The sequence below is a fragment of the Kribbella sp. NPDC026596 genome (assembly GCF_040638415.1).
Classification (GTDB): Bacteria; Actinomycetota; Actinomycetes; order Propionibacteriales; family Kribbellaceae; genus Kribbella.
In genome coordinates this window covers 60,463-76,618 of sequence record NZ_JBEZYF010000006.1, presented here as the reverse complement: position 1 = coordinate 76,618, position 16,156 = coordinate 60,463, and the positions used below count along the sequence as shown (strand labels likewise).

The following is a 16,156-nucleotide window of genomic DNA, read 5'->3' as shown; positions in this document are numbered from 1 at the left end:
AGGGTCGGAGCGTGACCAGTACGGCGGTGATCGGTGGGGCGGGACAGGTACTGACCGAGGACCAGGTGATCGGCTTCGTCGCCGACTCCCTGGCCGGCGCGGGGCTCGAGGGACGCAGCGTGTGCGTGATCGTCCCGGACGCCACCCGCAGCTGCCCGCTGCCCCTGCTGCTGAAGGCGGTCCACACCGCGCTCGACGGGCGCGTCTCCCGGCTCACCATCCTGGTTGCCCTAGGCACCCATGCCGAGATGACCCCCGAGCAGCTCAGCGCCCACCTGGGTGGCGACTACCCGAACGTGATCAACCACGAGTGGTGGAAGCCGGACACCTTCGCCGACCTCGGCACGATCAGCCCGGACCGGGTCGGCGAGATCTCCGACGAGATGCTCCGCGACGAGGTCCCGGTCCGGCTCAACCGGGCCGTGGTCGAGCACGACGTCGCGCTCGTCGTCGGCCCGGTGTTCCCGCACGAGGTGGTCGGCTTCTCCGGCGGCAACAAGTACTTCTTCCCCGGTGTCGCCGGCCAGGAGGTCATCGACCTGAGCCACTGGCTCGGCGCCCTGATCACCAGCGCGAACATCATCGGTACGCCGGGCACCACCCCGGTCCGAGCGCTGATCGACGAGGCCGCGGCGATGATCCCGGCCGAGAAGCTCGCACTGTCGGTCGTCGCTCAATCGGGCACCGACGCCCTGCACGCGATCGCGTTCGGCGACACGATCTCGTCGTGGGAGGCTGCCGCCGGGATCTCCGCCCAGACCCACGTCCGGTACGTCGACCACCCGGTCCAGCGCGTGGTCTCGGTGATGCCGCCCAGGTACGCCGACATCTGGACCGCGGCCAAGGGGTTCTACAAGGTCGAGCCGATCGTCGCGGACGGCGGCGAGGTGATCCTCTACGCGCCACACGTCACCCAACTGGCCGCGATGCATCCGGAGATCGAGGAGATCGGCTACCACTGCCGCGACTACTTCATCGGCCAGTGGGAGCGGTTCCGCGACCTGCACTGGGGTGTCCTCGCGCACTCGACCCATCTCCGCGGCGCCGGTACCTGGGATCCCGCGACCGGCGAGCACCTCCGCGTCCAGGTCACGCTCGCGACCGGCATCCCGGAGGACGTCGTACGCGCGGCCAACCTCGGCTACCTGGATCCGGCCGACGTCGACCTGGAGCAGTACGAGAAAGACCCCGACACGCTGGTGGTGCCGAACGCCGGCGAGATCCTGCACCGCCTGAAGCACTAGCCTCACAGAGTGACCCGCCGGTAACCTCGGCAGACATGAGTGAGGTCGTGATCATCGGATCCGGGTTCGCCGGGTTGTGCATGGGCATCAAGCTGCGGCAGGCCGGCTGTGAGGACTTCGTCATCCTGGAGAAGGCGGACGACCTCGGCGGCACCTGGCGGGACAACACCTATCCAGGCTGCGCATGCGACATCCCGTCGTACCTCTACTCGTTCTCGTTCGAGCCGAACCCGCACTGGAAGCGGATGTTCGCGCCGTGGGACGAGATCCTCGCCTACCTGCGGCACTGCGCGGACAAGTACGGGATCGCGGACAAGATCCGGTACGGCGCCGAGGTCACCGAGGCGGTGTTCGACGAGGCGACCGGTCAGTGGACCGTGACCGTGAACGACACCGAGACGATCGAGACGCAGGCTCTCGTCGCCGGAGTCGGCAGCCTGCACCAACCCAAGTTGCCGAATCTCCCGGGCCTGGACTCCTTCGCCGGTACGACGTTCCACTCCGCACAGTGGGATCACTCCCAGGACCTGCGCGGGCGGAACGTCGCGGTGATCGGGACCGGGGCGTCGGCGATCCAGTTCGTCCCGGCGATCGCCCCGGAGGTCGCGCAGCTCGACGTGTACCAGCGGACGCCACCGTGGATCACGCCGAAGCCGGACCGCTCGATCGGCCCCTGGGAACGCCGGTTGCACGAGCGATTCCCGGCGGGTCAGCGGGCGATCCGCAACGTCATCTACTGGGGGCTCGAGGGCCGCGGCGCGGGCTTCGCGGGCAACCCGAAGTTGATGAAAGGCCTCGAGGTCCAGGCGAAACACCATCTACGCAAACAGGTCACCGATCCCGAACTGCGCGCCAAGCTGACCCCGGACTACCAGATCGGCTGCAAGCGGATCCTGCTCTCGAACGACTACTATCCCGCGCTCGCCCGGCCGAACGTGGACGTCGTGACCACCCCGATCGCGCGGGTCACGCCGACCGGCGTGGTCACCACGGACGGCACCGAGCGGGCGTGCGACACGCTCGTACTGGGCACCGGGTTCGAGGTGTCGGCCAACCTGACCCGGATGCCGATCCTGGGCAAGGACGGCGTGGATCTGGCCGACCACTGGAAGCGCACCGGTATCGGCGCCCACCTCGGCATCACGGTCGCCGGCTACCCGAACCTGTTCCTGCTGGTCGGCCCGAACACGGTCCTCGGCCACTCGTCGATGGTGTTCATGATCGAGGCCCAGGTCCGCTACGTGATGCAGGCGCTACATCTGCTGCGGCGGCGCGGAGCGTCGTACGTCGAGGTCCGCGCGGACTCCCAGGAGCGGTTCGTGGACGGGATCCAGGGTGAGCTCGGAGACACTGTCTGGCAGTCGGGCTGCAGCAGCTGGTACATGGACGCGTCCGGTCGCAACTCGACGATCTGGCCGGAGTGGACGCTCTCGTACTGGCGCCGTACGCGACGACTGGATCCGTCGGACTTCGTGCTGGTCCATTAGGGACAGCGTCCCTTAGGGGATGGCCCGCACTCCCGAAGTAGGAGTGCGGGGATGGCGGCGTACGACCTTGGGATGAAGGCAAGACCGGTCCTCGGGCCGATGTCCACAGGCCCGCGCTGAAGGATTCTTGAGGTATGGAAATCCTTCAGATCGCTGGAGCGGCAGCCATCGTGATCGGCATCGTGGTCATGGTCCTGCTCGCCATCGTGCCCTCGGTCGTCGACCGATAAGTCTTCCCACTGGGGAAGTCAGTCGGCGGACAGATGGACCAACAGGTCCTGCCGGGTCAGAACGCCCACCGGCTTGCCGTCGTCCAGCACCATCAGGGCGTCGCGACCCTCGAGCAGCTCGACCGCCTTGGTGACCGGTTCGCCGGCGCCCAGGGACGGCAGCGCCGGGTCCATGTGCTGCTCGACCATGTCGGCCAGCCGCGCCTTGCCGGAGTACAGGGCGTCCATCAACGTCCGCTCCGACACCGCGCCGGCCACCTCGGCCGCCATCACCGGCGGCTCGGCCCGGACGACAGGCATCTGAGAGACGCCGTACTCGCGCAGGATCGCGACCGCCTCGGCGACCGTTTCGTGCGGGTGGGTGTGCACCAGCGGCGGCAGGCTGCCGTCCTTGCCGGCCAGGATGTCACCGAGCGTCGCGCCCTGCCGGGCGTGCGCGAGGAAGCCGTACTGCGCCAGCCAGTCGTCGTTGAAGACCTTGGTCAGGTAGCCGCGGCCGCCGTCCGGCAGCAGTACGACGATGACGGCTTCGGGGTCATTGAGCTCGTGCGCCAAACGGATCGCGGCCGCGGCTGCCATCCCGGCCGAACCACCGACCAGCATGGCCTCTTCACGGGCGAGCCGCCGGGTCAGCGCGAACGAGTCCGCGTCCGAGACCTCGATGACGCGGTCGCAGATGTCCTTGTCGTAGGTCTCCGGCCAGAAGTCCTCACCGACGCCCTCGACCAGGTACGGCCGGCCGGTGCCGCCGGAGTACACCGAGCCCTCGGGGTCGGCGCCGATGATCTGCACCTTCCCGCCGGAGACCTCTTTGAGGTACTTGCCGGTGCCGCTGATCGTGCCGCCCGTACCGACGCCCGCGACGAAGTGGGTGATCTTGCCCTCGGTCTGCTCCCACAGCTCCGGACCGGTGGTCTCGTAGTGGGAACGGGGGTTGTTCTGGTTGGCGTACTGGTTCGGCTTCCAGGCGCCCTCGATCTCACGGACCAGGCGGTCGGAGACGTTGTAGTACGAGTCGGGGTGCTCGGGGGCCACCGCGGTCGGGCAGACCACGACCTCGGCGCCGTACGCCTTGAGCACGTTGCGCTTGTCCTCGCTGACCTTGTCCGGGCAGACGAAGACGCACTTGTAGCCCTTCTGCTGGGCCACCATCGCCAGCCCGACGCCGGTGTTGCCGGACGTCGGCTCGACGATCGTGCCGCCGGGCTTGAGCTCGCCGGAGGCCTCCGCGGCCTCGATCATCCGGACCGCGATCCGGTCCTTCACCGAGCCGCCGGGGTTGAAGTACTCGACCTTGGCGAGCACGAGCGGCTTGGCACCGTCGGTCGTCCTGCCCAGCTTCACGAGCGGGGTGTTGCCGACCAGGTCCAGGAGAGAGTCTGCGTAGCGCACATCTTTACTGTAGTGCTCGGTTCTCTGGAACTTCAGGCGCGTCCTATCCCTATTTCACTTGCGTTGTCGTCACAGCGTGTAATCCTTGACTCATGAGTAGAGCCAGGGCCGCGAAGCGACTGGCCCAGGCCGCAGCTTTGGGGGGCGGGGGACTCGGACTCATCGGTGCCACGTTGTACGGCGTGCTCACCGCTGAGGCCGAGTATGCGAAGCGCGTGATCGGACCGACGCGCTACTACCCGACTCCGGGCGACGGCCTGTACGGCCGGTATCCAGGACATCCGATCACGTTCGCCATGCTCGGCGACTCCAGTGCCGCCGGGTACGGCACCGAGTCACCGGACGAGACACCCGGGGCGCTGCTCGCCTCCGGGCTGGCTGAGCTGGCCAGACGGCCGGTGCGGCTGGTCGATGTGGCGAAGACGGGCGCGAAGTCGACCGACCTCGCCGCGCAGGTGGACGCCGCGCTGCAGGCGGGGCCACATGTCGCGGTGATCCTGATCGGCGTCAACGACGTGAAGGCCAAGATGCCGCCCTCGACCTCGGTCCGGCTGCTGTCGGCCGCGGTCCGCAGGTTGCGGGCCGCGCACTGTGAGGTGGTGGTGGGGACCTGCCCGGACCTCGGCGCGGTTCGGTCGATCATGCCGCCGCTGCGGCAGGTCGCCCGGTCCTGGAGCCAGCGGCTGGCCGCCGCTCAGACCATCGCAGTGGTCGAGGCAGGCGGCCGATCTGTGTCGCTCGGGTCGCTGCTCGGCAAGGTGTTCCGGACCGATCCGACGATGTGGGGCCGGGACAACTTCCACCCGTCCGCCACCGGGTACGCCGCGGCCTCCGCCGCACTGCTGCCCTCGGTAGCGGCCGCGATGGGGGTCGGACCGGAGTCGTTCGTGCACCCGGAGTCGTTCCGGGGTGAGGCGATCCTGCCGATCGCGGAGGCCGCCGTCCAGGCCGCCCGGACCGCCGGGACCGAGGTCGCGGCCACCGAGGTCGCCGGCCGTGAGCGCGGGCCACGCGGTCGCTGGGCCGCCCTGCGGCACCGCCGCCGGCATCCGGAGGTCGATGTCGAGCGGGTCGACGAGGAGAGCACCGAGACCACCGACGCCGTCCCGGTCGGCAACTGACAACGTCACCTTCGCGGCGTTCCGCCGTACGGTGACGGCTCTGGTCGGGTCGCGACGTTTTCGTGCGTCCGCTGAGCGGGGACATTCATGACGAAAGTCTTGATTGTGGGCATCTTTGTGGTGCACAGTCGATAACTACGCATTACCCCGATGACGGGAGGCGAAGATGGGCTTGAGCCACTCCGAGGAGACGCATCAGCGTCTGGTGGAGAGGGTGCCCAGGTGCACCGGACGTGAGATGACCGAGTGGTTCCAGCTGATGAACGACGGACCGTCGTTCCTGCGCTTCGACGACAGAGTGAGATGGCTTTCCAGCGAGTACGCCCTCGCGCACGGGCACGCAACCGCCATCGTTCACGAGTACGACCTGGTCAGAGCGCACCGGCGAATGGGCTGATCCCGAACAGGAGCGAACTCTCAGAAGACCTGCCCTTTCAGGTGGAGGGGCAGGTCTTCATGTGTCCTGGGTGATGAGCCTGATCTCGAGGCCCTCCGGGTCGGTGAGCAGACACTGCTGCGGGGTCTCGGTCACGAGTCGACCGCCGGCTGCGAGCGCGGTGTCGATGCGGGCCTTCAGTTGGTCGTGCGGTACGTCGAGGTCGACGTGGATCCGGTTGCGCTGCTTGCGGCGGTCCTCGTCCGAGGCGTCCATCTCCTGGAACATGATGACCGGGTTGAGCCGGCGCGGGTCGTAGATGTCGGTCAGGTCGGTGCGCGGGTCGGGCTCGTAGCCGAGCAACGTTTTCCAGAACGCTCGTACCGTGGGGACATCGACAGCGTCGATGCCGAGCTGCACGAACCTCAGCCGCGTGGGGTCCGCCGTCAGGCCAAGGTTGTGGGCTGCCGCCTGGATCCGACCGGCGAGCTCCACGAATTCCGGCCGGGCCTCGCCGTCGACCTCCCACTGGTCCTTCCCGCCGTCGATCGTGACGCCGTCCGGCCGCAGATCCACCAGGACGGGCTCGTCCGCGTCGTCGGCCAACCTGGCCACGGCTGCGGCGAGTCCGCTCGCCTGTACGGGCGATGCCGTCGGGTAGAACGTCATCGCTCCGAACTGCGTCTGCCAGTCCGCCGCGTCCGGCAGCCCATCCCCCGGGACCAGATCGATCTCGTTTCCTTCGGCATCGGCGAGCGTGAGGCCGTAGGCGCCGTACGGCTCTTGGGAGAGGGCGGCCTTGACCTCGTCCACCGTTTCGGCGCCCCGGCTCACATCAACATGGATCCGATTCCGCAATGGCCGTAGCTGATCCGTGGGGTGGAAGGAGATCGCCGGATCCCGGTGCAACGGGTCTGCGAGCGCGTTGTCACCGATCGGCTCGTAGGCGAACGTCGTACGCCAGAAGGACATCACGTCGGGCCGGTCGACGACATCGATCGCCAGCCGCAGGATCTGCAGCGCGGCCGGATCCGCCACCAAACCCAGCTCCCGCGCCGCCGCCGAGACCGTGCGGGCCAGCTCGACATCATCCTCGGCGAACCCCGCCGGCTCTGACGCGCCAATCCGGACGTGCACGCCACTGGCGCGCAGATCCACATCCGGCAGCCATTTCCCACCCGTCAGCTCCGCGACGCGCGTGATCAGCTCCGCCCCAGCGCTCAGCGACCTAGCCGTGAACCATGCACTCAGCCCACCCCCGAGCACCCGCCAGTCCCCCACACCATCTGCCTGCTCGAACTCACCCGCCGCCAGTCGCGTCATGCCGTCAGCGTAGAACCACATCCGGACATTTCCCGTCCGGATTCTCTGTACATGCCGCAACCAGAACTGGCGACCCGGACAACGACCGGGGGCTGCGACAGGAACCGGTGGGCTGAACAGCAACCGGGGGCCTGGGACAAGAAGTGGTGGGTTGGGGTGGGAACTGGCGGGCTTGGACAGGTTATTGCTTGTTCAAGGCCGCCTGAAGGTGTCCCAACCCACGCAAGTCGACGCCCCCGCGCCGCCGCCTGGCAGCTCGGACAGCGCACGAAATGCCGAAGGGCCGGCCCTGGTGGGCCGGCCCTTCGGGTTACTGCGGGATCAGTCGCCGCCGCGAAGGATGGCGAGGATGCGCAGGATGTTCCAGTACAGCCAGACGAGGGTGACGGTCAGGCCGAAGGCGGCCCGCCAGGCCTCGTTCTGCGGGGCACCGTGCGCGACGCCCCGCTCGATCATGTCGAAGTCGAGGATCAGGTTGAAGACCGCCAGGCCGGCACCGAGCGCGGCGAACACCAGGCCCATCGCGCCGAACCCGCCGATCCCGGTGTTGAAGCCGAAGAGGCTGGCGATGAAGTTGATCAGGATCACGCCGGCGAAGCCCATCGTCGCGATGATCACCATCTTGGTGAATCGCGGCGTCACCTTGATCGCGAAGTACTTGTACGTCGCCAGCGTCAGACCGGCCGTCACCAGCGTGGCGAGCACCGCCTGCACGATGATGCCGGAGTCACCGACCCAGTTGGCGATGAACTTGCTGCCGATCCCGAGGAACACACCCTCGGCCGCGGCGTACACCATCACGAGCGCCGGGTTCACCTTGCGGGAGAACGACAGCACCAGGCCGAGCACGAAGGCCAGCAGGGCACCGGCCAGGAAAGCGGGGGTGACGACCGAGTCGGGGATCGTGTTCCAGGCGATCGCGGCGACAACCGTGACGACGGCCAGGGTCGCGGCGGTCCGGACGATCACGTCGTCCATCGTCATCGGGCGGCTGCCGGCCGGAGCACCTTGGTACTGCTGCGGCGGCACACCGCCGGAGCCGTACGGTCCAGGCTGGCCGTATGGAGCGGCGCCCGGATACGCCTGGCCTTGGCCAGGCGCGAACGCACTCGACCGGTTCAGGACCGGGTTACTGCTCTGCATGTCATCCTCCTGGTGACCCACATCCGGGGCCGTATCGAGATACTACGGTCCCACCCTTAACAACATCTGAGAATCAACCCGATGTTCCCCAACCGAAACCCCCGCTGGGCAAACGGTTGCACAACTCAATCGCTTGCCGATGCGAGTACGTCGTACGGGCGTTTGGACGCAAGGAAATCACGGTCTGGCGGCGTCGTGCCTGTATGGGCAGGCACGACGCCGGGACCGGCGGCCACCCAGGACGTGGTGCTCCCGCAGGCCGGATCGGAGGGATGGGTCAGAGGTGCGGGTGCAGAGCCTCGCGGGAGGAGAGGGCGGCGCCGACCTGGTCGGCCAGGGCGACGGCGACGAGGCGTTGCTCGAGGTCGGGGCGGGCGATGTGGGCGGCGGCGATCAGCAGGAAGCGGCCGCGGGTCTCGCCGGCGTGCTGGACGGCCAGCTCGATCTCGGAGTTCGTCGGCAGGCCGTCGCGTTCGACCTTGAGGATGTGGCCGCCGCGGGTCACGGATCCGTCCGCGTTCAGCCGCGGCGCCTGCGTTTGCTTGTCCCCGGCAACGAACTTGACCGCATCGATCCCCAGTACGGCGGTCAGCTCCGCGCGGACCTGCTCGATCAGGTCATCGGTGGACCCGCCGGCCGCGACCGCCTGCGAGGTGGTGATCACCCCGTCCAGGTACCCGCGATGCCGGGACGCCTTGGCTTGTTGCCTCCGGCCCCAGATCGCGATCTCCGTGACCGCGGCCCCGATCAGCACCAGCAGGATCGTCAGCTCGACGTCGTCACTGCTGTTGATCGTGAACGTGTTGTACGGCACGGTCAGGAAGAAGTCGAACCACACCGCGCTCGACACCGCCGCCAGTACACCGGCCAGCCGGATCCCGAACGCCGCGACGCCGACGATCACCACGACGAGCAGCAGCGCCGCGTTCGCGTTGTCGAAGTTGTCGCGGAACGGCGTCAGCAGCGCACACACGGCCGGGGGTACGAGCAGCGAACCCGCCAGGACCGGATTGCGGTAGGTCTCCACACTCCTATTGATCCTCACCCGACGCCGGCAATCAACGTTTCTCACAGAGGTCTACGGGCCTACCGTGATCGAGTGCCCGAAATCGCCCGCATCCGACCCGCCGAGGACGCCGACGAACGCAGTACGCTCACCGGCCTGCTCGACTTTCTCCGCTCGACCATCGAGCTCAAGCTCACCGGCCTGACCGAGGCCCAGGCGTTCGCCCGCCCGGTCCACCCGTCCGCGCTGACGCCGGCAGGCATCGTCAAGCACCTGACGGCGGTGGAGCGGTTCTGGTTCGCGATCGACTTCGCGGGGCTCGATGTGGAGTGGCCGTGGACCGAGGAGGACCCCCACGGCGGGTTCCCGATCGCTCCCGGCGACACGGTCGACGGCGTACTGGCGTCGTACCGGGCCGAATGCGCCCGCTCGCGCGAGATCGTCGCGGCAGCGTCGCTCGATGACCGCGCCCGCTCGGACGAGATGACCTTCACCCTTCGGTACGCCATCGCCCACCTGATCGAGGAAACGGCCCGTCATCTCGGCCATCTCGACCTGCTTCGCGAGTCCACCGACGGGTTGGTCGGCGAGTAGAAAAGCCGTGGCCTGGCGCGGACCCGCGCGCCTAGGTTGGGGTGCCATGACAGAGCCATACCGTCTTCGCCCGGCCACGTCGGCCGATGTCGACTTCCTCACCGACGTCACGCTCGAAGCGACCCGCGCCCAGGGCAGGCTGCACGCCGACTTCGAAGAGGATGCGTGGCGCGCCGGGTTCGCCGAGTGGCACCGCCGCGACCTGCTCGAGGACGAGTCGTCCAGCCTGAGTGTGGTCGAGCTCGACGGTCGCCCGGTCGGACGCCTCCGGGTCAGCCGCACCGCGGAATCCATCCAGCTGAACGGGATCCAGCTCCACCCCACGATCCAGAACCGCGGGATCGGTACGGCGATCATCACCGAGCTGCAGTCCGAAGCCGCTCGTACCGGCGTACCGCTGGATCTCGGAGTGGAACAGGACAACCCGAATGCCCGCCGGCTGTACGACCGCCTCGGCTTCCGCAAGATCGGCGAGGACGGCGGCGAGGACAAGCTCCGCTGGCTCGCACCGGCCGCGGCGCGGCAGAACGAGATCTGGAACGCCGACGCCGCTGGCCGTTACGACACCCCGGGTGCCGGCATGTTCGCCCCGGAAGTGCTGGGACCGACGATCGACCGATTGGCCGAGCTCGCGGGTGGCGGGCGGGCGCTCGAGTTCGCGATCGGCACCGGGCGGGTCGCCGTACCGCTGGCCGAACGCGGCGTACCGGTCAGCGGGATCGAGATGGCCACCGCGATGCTCGCCCAGCTGCGCACGAAGGCCGACGAGGCCACGATCCCCGTCGCCGTCGGCGACATGTCCGCGGTGCGCGTCCCCGGCGAGTTCTCCCTTGTCTACCTGGTCTACAACACGATCTCGAACCTGCTGACCCAGGAAGAGCAGGTCGCCTGCTTCCGGAACGCGGCCCGCCACCTCTCCCCCGGCGGCCGCTTCGTCATCGAACTCTGGGTCCCCGAGCTCCGCCGCCTCCCACCCGGCATCCCCGCCACCGTCGGCGTGGCCGATCCCGGCTACATTCTCTTGGACACGTACGACGTACTGAACCAGCACGTCGTCTCCCACCACTTCCACTTCGGCGAAGGCAGCTCAGCCCAACTCTTCCGAAGCCCCCACCGCTACATCTGGCCGCCCGAACTGGACCTCATGGCCCAACTAGCCGGCCTGACCCTCGAATCCCGCCACGCCGACTGGACCGGCACCCCCTTCACCGCCGACTCCCCCTCCCACATCTCCGTCTACCGCTTGCCCGCGGTCGCGACCATCACCACCACCCTCGAGACCTGACCCTAGATCGGAATGCCCGGGGTGCGCGGTGCCTTGAGGCTCCGGCGTTCCATGAACGTCATCCAGGCGGCGCCGGCGCAGAAGATGGCCGCGAACAGCCAGAAGTTGTCGGCCACGCTCGGCGCCAGGAAATCGGCGAGGACAAAGAGCACGACCGCGGAGAAGAGGCCCACGAAGAGCAGCCCTATGCTCAGGCCGAGGGTGGCTTCCATGGCCGGGGTCGCGCGGCGGCGTTGCAGCCGCCAAGCGCAGACGACAATCACGAGCAGGCCGCTGGAGGTCAGGACCAGCGCCAGGATGTCAGGCCCGCTCCCGCCGGCCGGGGCCCTTCCGGTCTCCTGGCGGTCCCCGTTGGCTGTGATCTCGGTCAGCCGCCCGCGCCAGATCGTGCCGGTCACCCGGTCGCCCTCGTCGAGTTGATCGAGGATGGGGCCGCTGTTGGGGAACCCCGTGTTCCACCTGGCGCCGGACGCGCTGGTCAGGACAGCGTTGCGGTCGCCCGTCTGGTAGCTCCGGACGACGTGAATATCGGACACGGTGAACTCCTCCGTCCACCGGCATTCGGCCGGTGTGGACGGCGCGGCCGAGCAGCGCGGCGCAGCCTCGTAGGCATGTAGCTCGCGGACGTTGTCCGTCGCCACCACTGTGCCGAGGTCGGTGGCGACACCGACCATGGCAACGCCGCCCAGGAGAGCGAATATTGTCGTGATTGTTTTGTCCAGGATCCCCACGTTCGGACTATTCCACTCGGCAGGGCCGGTGATGTCCTGCGCCGGCGTGATGTGCAGCACTCGTGCCGAACAGCGCGTCAGTGGCGTCGAAGACCTTCGCCAGCAGGAAGCGGAGTACGTTGACGTAGGCTCCCGCCCATTCCTCGGTGTGACAGGCTTTCGCGAGTTCGCCGGTCGCGACCGGATCGGGCTCACCGACCCGTTGACCGGCTCGACGGCGATCATCGTGCCGCGGCCCGTGCCCGTCGACGGGTGGCAACCGCGAGCCGCTTGCCCGGCGTACTTCGTGCACGCGACCCGACCGCTGACCGGTCGAATGTCGTTCAGACCACGTCGAGTTTGCCGAAGTACGGGCCGCCGGCCGGGCTCTCGAGCGGCACCCAGTTGGTAGCGGCGATCAGCTTGCCAGGCCCTTCCTGCGCGGGGAGCGCGAAGACGTCTGTGTTGTCCGCCGCAGGGTCGAGCATGATCCGTGGCGCTTCACGGTCAGACACGTTGAAGACGCCGGCCGTGCCTAACGTCGTGGCAGCGGTCACGGCGGCAAGCGCGACCGCCGCCACCCCCAACACCGCGTACTTCGTGACCATCGCGTCCTCCTCACAGACCTGTCAGCACTCACCCGACCGCAACATCGCGGACAGCCGAACACCCATTGCGCCAGCAATTCGGAGCAGACCCACAATCAGATCGCCCAGATCTGCCCTGTGCGCCAGATCCGAGCCGGCGCCGCGCGGTTCACTCTCGGCGGCATGTCCGTACGTTCGAACACCAGATCTGGGACGAGCGGTTGCGCGCGCTCTGGTCATGAGCCCGTCAGCGAAGTCCGTATCCCGGCGTCGACTGCTTAGGGCGTGGTGGCTGGCGTCCGGTCATACACTGCACGGATGTCCGGTCGATACTACGAAGCGGAACATATGGCCGCGTACGAGCGCCTTCGTCGCGAAGGCCTGAACCTATGGAACGACCTGCACACACGCGATACAGGCGTGGCATACGAGGACTTCCAGGCCCGTGATTTCCTGGATCGCGTGCTGCCGACCGGCGAGCAGGCCCACGGTCGTCGGGTGCTTGAGTACGGCTGCGGCACAGGCGCGGCCGCCTGCTTCCTTGCTCAGCGCGGCTTCCAGGTCGACGCTGTTGACCTTGTGCCGGACGCCATCGCGGTAGCCCGCCAGTTCGCCGAGGCGCGCGGCCTGGAGATCCGATTCGCCGTGCAAGACATCTGTAAGTGGCCGGATGCCGATGCCCGCTTCGACTATGTGATCGACATCTTCTGCCTCCAGTCCATAGTCACAGACGTCGACCGCGGCAACGTCCTGGCGGGCGTGCACCGTCGGCTCCAACCTGATGGCCGGTATCTGATCAGCACCGCGATGTATGAACCCGGCCGCGTCCACGACGACGATGACCACTACGACCCGAGGACCGGCATCGTCTGGACCCCAGTGCCAACCCAGGTCACCGATTCGGTCCGATTCGGCAGCTCCTGGTACATCCCGCACCGCCGTCACCTGACGGCCGAGGCCCTGCGCCTCGAACTGGAGCGCCACGGCTTCCGGATCATTGAGCAGTCCGGGCAGTTCGGCGGCGAACTCGTTTGTACGCCCGCTGACTAACTCGCCAACCCCAGCCGAAGCCACGCACAGCCTCAGCCGAGGACGATCTGTCATCCATCCGCCGCTGCCATACCGCCATCATGCCGAGCGGGCGTGGGTCACCTTAACGCCGACTGGTTGACCGGCCGGACCGGTTGCAACGAACTCAGCCGCGCCGTCGACCGCACCAGGGCAGAGCCGGGCTTCACCCGACGTCACCACCAGCGACCGCGCCAGCACAGGTGAGTCCGCCGAGGTCGAGACCGCGATCCTGACCACCCTCAGGGCCGAGGTCATCTACACCATCGACCACAACCGTCTGCCCTGATGCCCCCACCGGGACTGGCCTCGACCTCACAGCCGTCCGCTGAGCGGAGGTCGACGGACTCCCTGAGGAACGTCCTGAATTCGGCAGATCCGTTCGTTGTCGGCGGGTCAGGTGGTCGGCACACCAGCCTGTCGCGCATCAGTTAGCCGACAAGAGTTGCGGGACTAGTTTGCGGATCACAGCCGGCGGTGTCCGGCCGCACCGAGGCGAGAAGATTGAAGCCGCGAACGTCCGCGGCCGGGTGCTGCCTCCGCGCCACGCGCTTCCGGTTGGGCCACGTGTCGACGTCGGACTGACGACCTTCTCATTACGAGAAGGACCTACAGCTTGCGATTGGACCTCTACCAGCAGATTTGCGTACAGCTTTCGCCGCACCACACGCGAATTTCCTCCTCGGTGCCGAGGATTTCGCACCACGACCAGCACTACGTCCGAGGACCCCGCTGCCCGACCTTTGGGTCCAGTCCCCGGTGGGCCCGGCCGTCGGTGAGCCTACCGACGGCCGGAGCCCCCTGGGGGGCATCCAGCCAGGAAATGTGGCCGCCAGGCCTGGTGGCCCGGGCAGATCATCACTCACCGCGCGGCGGCATAACCGCGGTCATCCCTCGCCCGGCCGTGTCCCCAGCCGTTGCTTGTCAGGCTCCGGCCCATGGGTGTAGGTGAGTCCTATGTACGCGGTCCGGGCGGCTGCCTGCTTCGATGGTGAGCGATTCGTCGCGGGAGGCGCCACCGTGCTGGTCGACGGCCGCCGCATCCTCGGGGTCGAGGCCGCGGCGTACGACCTTCCCGCCGACTGCCCGCTGCACGACCTCGGCGACGCGACTGTGTTGCCCGGCCTGATCGACACTCACGTGCACCTAGTTGCCGACAGCGGGTCGATGGCGCTGGACCGGGTGGCCGGTTACAGCGACGAGGAGATCGAGGCCGTGGTGACCGAGGCGCTGCGCCGGCACCTGGCCGCGGGGGTGACCATGGTGCGCGACCTGGGCGACCGGAACTTCAACGTCGTCAACCGGCGCGACGCGCAACGCGCCCGCGACGACGGGTTGCCGTGGATCGTAGCCTCGGGCCCGCCGATCACGACGCCCCACGGGCATTGCTGGTACCTCGGCGGGGAGGCAGCCGGGGCCGACGCGCTGCAGGCCGCGGTCCGGCAGCGGGTCGAGCGGCGGGTCAACGTGGTCAAGGTGATGGCCAGCGGAGGCATCAACACACCAGACAGCGACATCTATGCGCCCCAGTTCGCCCTCGACGACCTGCGGCGGCTCGTGGACGCGGCCCACGCCGCCGGGCTGGCGGTGACCGCGCACGCGCACGCGGCCCTGGCGATCGACCAGGCGGTCACCGTCGGCACCGACGGGCTCGAGCACGCCGGCTTTCTGACGCGGTCGGAAGACGCCGCCGCGCCGGGGCTGGCCGCGCTGCGTGATATCAGTGCCTCCGACGCGCAACTTCAGGCGCTGGCCGCGAGCGGGATGGCCGTGTGTCCCACCGTCGGAGGGTTCACCGTCGAGGCGCTGCGCCGCGCGCCGGAGGCGCTACAGCAGCGGATGCGCGAGGCCGGAGTCACCCCCGAGGAGCTGATCGAGAAACGCCAGGGCCTGGTCAGGCGGATGCATGGAGCAGGGGTCCGGCTGGTCGGCGGCGCCGACGCCGGGATCGCGCCCAACAAGGCCCACGGGCTGTACGTCGAGTCGATAGTTGAGCTCGCCGCCGTGGCCGGTGTGGTGGACTCACTGGCTGCTTCCACCAGCATCGCTGCGCAGGTGTGCGGGCTGGGCGAGCGCAAGGGGAAACTTGCCCCCGGCTACGACGCGGACCTGATCGTGGTCGCCGGTGACCTGGCCCGGGACCTGACAGGGCTGCGGGAGGTGCGCAAGGTCGTCGTGCGCGGCCAGCCTGTCGGCTGATCAGCACAGCAAGTCGATCGGGCGCATGTCGGCGGTCCCGACCGGTGAGAAGGGCCGTGCGGTACCGGCGGACCGCGCGTCAATCTTGGAGAGCAGCCGTGCGCCGTGCGCCCGATCACGCGGGTACCTGCCGGCCATCGTCGCCGCTCGCCGCGCGAAGCCTGGACGCGTGTCTACACCGTGCGCCGTGACCGGCAATTGTGCGGCGATCCAGCGTTGTCGCGCGACGGGAGCTCGAGGTCTCAAGGAGCGGACGCGGACGGCCCGTCTGTGCGCATTGGGATGCGGTTCGCATGACCCGCCAGCGTCGGCCGGACGGTTCGCCACCTTGCGCACGCCGCCGACCCGCACGTCGGCACGCGTCGGCGCCCCTCGTGGAGGCTCGAGCGCG

At 68.3% G+C, this 16,156-nt stretch carries 14 protein-coding genes; 8 read left to right on the top strand and 6 right to left on the bottom strand.

Features of this window, described 5'->3' with window-relative positions:
• The first annotated feature begins 11 nt into the window (after positions 1 to 11).
• Positions 12 to 1,244 carry a lactate racemase domain-containing protein gene (locus AB0E63_RS06745; protein WP_360362487.1) on the top strand — a complete coding sequence of 411 codons (1,233 nt, stop codon included), beginning with the start codon at positions 12 to 14 and terminating at the stop codon, positions 1,242 to 1,244.
• Between the two features lie 35 nt (positions 1,245 to 1,279).
• A complete protein-coding gene (locus tag AB0E63_RS06740; protein WP_360362484.1) occupies positions 1,280 to 2,731 on the top strand; it encodes an NAD(P)/FAD-dependent oxidoreductase in 1,452 nt (483 codons plus the stop codon).
• A gap of 248 nt (positions 2,732 to 2,979) precedes the next feature.
• On the opposite strand, the gene AB0E63_RS06735 is transcribed toward AB0E63_RS06740, so the two are convergent.
• Positions 2,980 to 4,353 carry a cystathionine beta-synthase gene (locus AB0E63_RS06735; RefSeq protein ID WP_360362481.1) on the bottom strand — a complete coding sequence of 458 codons (1,374 nt, stop codon included), beginning with the start codon at positions 4,351 to 4,353 and terminating at the stop codon, positions 2,980 to 2,982.
• A gap of 92 nt (positions 4,354 to 4,445) precedes the next feature.
• Here AB0E63_RS06735 and AB0E63_RS06730 point away from each other — a divergent pair, with 92 nt between their 5' ends.
• Together AB0E63_RS06730 and AB0E63_RS06725 are read left to right on the top strand one after the other, a co-directional pair.
• On the top strand, positions 4,446 to 5,474 hold the full coding sequence (locus AB0E63_RS06730; protein ID WP_360362478.1) for an SGNH/GDSL hydrolase family protein: 1,029 nt from the start codon (positions 4,446 to 4,448) through the stop codon (positions 5,472 to 5,474).
• A gap of 166 nt (positions 5,475 to 5,640) precedes the next feature.
• On the top strand, positions 5,641 to 5,871 hold the full coding sequence (locus AB0E63_RS06725) for a DUF4287 domain-containing protein (protein ID WP_360362475.1): 231 nt from the start codon (positions 5,641 to 5,643) through the stop codon (positions 5,869 to 5,871).
• A 57-nt stretch (positions 5,872 to 5,928) separates the two neighbouring features.
• Here the strand turns inward: AB0E63_RS06725 and AB0E63_RS06720 are convergent, their stop codons facing one another.
• The 3 genes from AB0E63_RS06720 to AB0E63_RS06710 form a co-directional block, all read right to left on the bottom strand.
• Positions 5,929 to 7,173, bottom strand: a complete 1,245-nt coding sequence (locus tag AB0E63_RS06720) for a VOC family protein (RefSeq protein WP_360362472.1) — start codon at positions 7,171 to 7,173, stop codon at positions 5,929 to 5,931.
• 321 nt (positions 7,174 to 7,494) lie between these two features.
• The gene (locus AB0E63_RS06715; protein WP_360362469.1) at positions 7,495 to 8,316 is read right to left on the bottom strand and encodes a Bax inhibitor-1/YccA family protein; all 822 of its coding nucleotides are present in this window, start codon (positions 8,314 to 8,316) and stop codon (positions 7,495 to 7,497) included.
• Positions 8,317 to 8,593: 277 nt separating this feature from the next.
• Complete coding sequence (locus AB0E63_RS06710) at positions 8,594 to 9,343, bottom strand: DUF4118 domain-containing protein (protein ID WP_360362466.1); 750 nt, start codon at positions 9,341 to 9,343, stop codon at positions 8,594 to 8,596.
• A 72-nt stretch (positions 9,344 to 9,415) separates the two neighbouring features.
• Here AB0E63_RS06710 and AB0E63_RS06705 point away from each other — a divergent pair, with 72 nt between their 5' ends.
• Both AB0E63_RS06705 and AB0E63_RS06700 read left to right on the top strand, forming a co-directional pair.
• Positions 9,416 to 9,916: a DinB family protein gene (locus tag AB0E63_RS06705; protein ID WP_360362463.1), complete on the top strand. Its 501-nt coding sequence runs from the start codon at positions 9,416 to 9,418 to the stop codon at positions 9,914 to 9,916.
• 46 nt (positions 9,917 to 9,962) lie between these two features.
• Positions 9,963 to 11,201, top strand: coding sequence for a bifunctional GNAT family N-acetyltransferase/class I SAM-dependent methyltransferase (locus AB0E63_RS06700; RefSeq protein WP_360362460.1), 1,239 nt, complete (start codon positions 9,963 to 9,965; stop codon positions 11,199 to 11,201).
• A gap of 2 nt (positions 11,202 to 11,203) precedes the next feature.
• Here AB0E63_RS06700 and AB0E63_RS06695 read toward each other — a convergent pair whose 3' ends face one another.
• Together AB0E63_RS06695 and AB0E63_RS06690 are read right to left on the bottom strand one after the other, a co-directional pair.
• Positions 11,204 to 11,932 carry a hypothetical protein gene (locus AB0E63_RS06695; RefSeq protein WP_360362458.1) on the bottom strand — a complete coding sequence of 243 codons (729 nt, stop codon included), beginning with the start codon at positions 11,930 to 11,932 and terminating at the stop codon, positions 11,204 to 11,206.
• Positions 11,933 to 12,255: 323 nt separating this feature from the next.
• On the bottom strand, positions 12,256 to 12,519 hold the full coding sequence (locus AB0E63_RS06690) for a DUF4331 family protein (RefSeq protein ID WP_360362455.1): 264 nt from the start codon (positions 12,517 to 12,519) through the stop codon (positions 12,256 to 12,258).
• 327 nt (positions 12,520 to 12,846) lie between these two features.
• Here AB0E63_RS06690 and AB0E63_RS06685 point away from each other — a divergent pair, with 327 nt between their 5' ends.
• The gene (locus tag AB0E63_RS06685) at positions 12,847 to 13,548 is read left to right on the top strand and encodes a class I SAM-dependent methyltransferase (RefSeq protein WP_360362452.1); all 702 of its coding nucleotides are present in this window, start codon (positions 12,847 to 12,849) and stop codon (positions 13,546 to 13,548) included.
• Between the two features lie 975 nt (positions 13,549 to 14,523).
• Positions 14,524 to 15,765 (top strand): amidohydrolase family protein, encoded by a 1,242-nt coding sequence (locus tag AB0E63_RS06680; RefSeq protein ID WP_360362449.1) that lies wholly within the window; start codon positions 14,524 to 14,526, stop codon positions 15,763 to 15,765.
• Positions 15,766 to 16,156: the final 391 nt, after the last annotated feature.

Bases quoted from the DNA above. Each gene is read 5' to 3' on its own strand.
- AB0E63_RS06690 (WP_360362455.1), bottom strand. From the start codon at position 12,519: ATGGTCACGAAGTACGCGGTGTTGGGGGTGGCGGCGGTCGCGCTTGCC.
- AB0E63_RS06685 (WP_360362452.1), top strand. From the start codon at position 12,847: ATGGCCGCGTACGAGCGCCTTCGTCGCGAAGGCCTGAACCTATGGAAC.
- AB0E63_RS06730 (WP_360362478.1), top strand. From the start codon at position 4,446: ATGAGTAGAGCCAGGGCCGCGAAGCGACTGGCCCAGGCCGCAGCTTTG.
- AB0E63_RS06720 (WP_360362472.1), bottom strand. From the start codon at position 7,173: ATGACGCGACTGGCGGCGGGTGAGTTCGAGCAGGCAGATGGTGTGGGG.
- AB0E63_RS06740 (WP_360362484.1), top strand. From the start codon at position 1,280: ATGAGTGAGGTCGTGATCATCGGATCCGGGTTCGCCGGGTTGTGCATG.
- AB0E63_RS06715 (WP_360362469.1), bottom strand. From the start codon at position 8,316: ATGCAGAGCAGTAACCCGGTCCTGAACCGGTCGAGTGCGTTCGCGCCT.
- AB0E63_RS06700 (WP_360362460.1), top strand. From the start codon at position 9,963: ATGACAGAGCCATACCGTCTTCGCCCGGCCACGTCGGCCGATGTCGAC.
- AB0E63_RS06680 (WP_360362449.1), top strand. From the start codon at position 14,524: ATGTACGCGGTCCGGGCGGCTGCCTGCTTCGATGGTGAGCGATTCGTC.
- AB0E63_RS06725 (WP_360362475.1), top strand. From the start codon at position 5,641: ATGGGCTTGAGCCACTCCGAGGAGACGCATCAGCGTCTGGTGGAGAGG.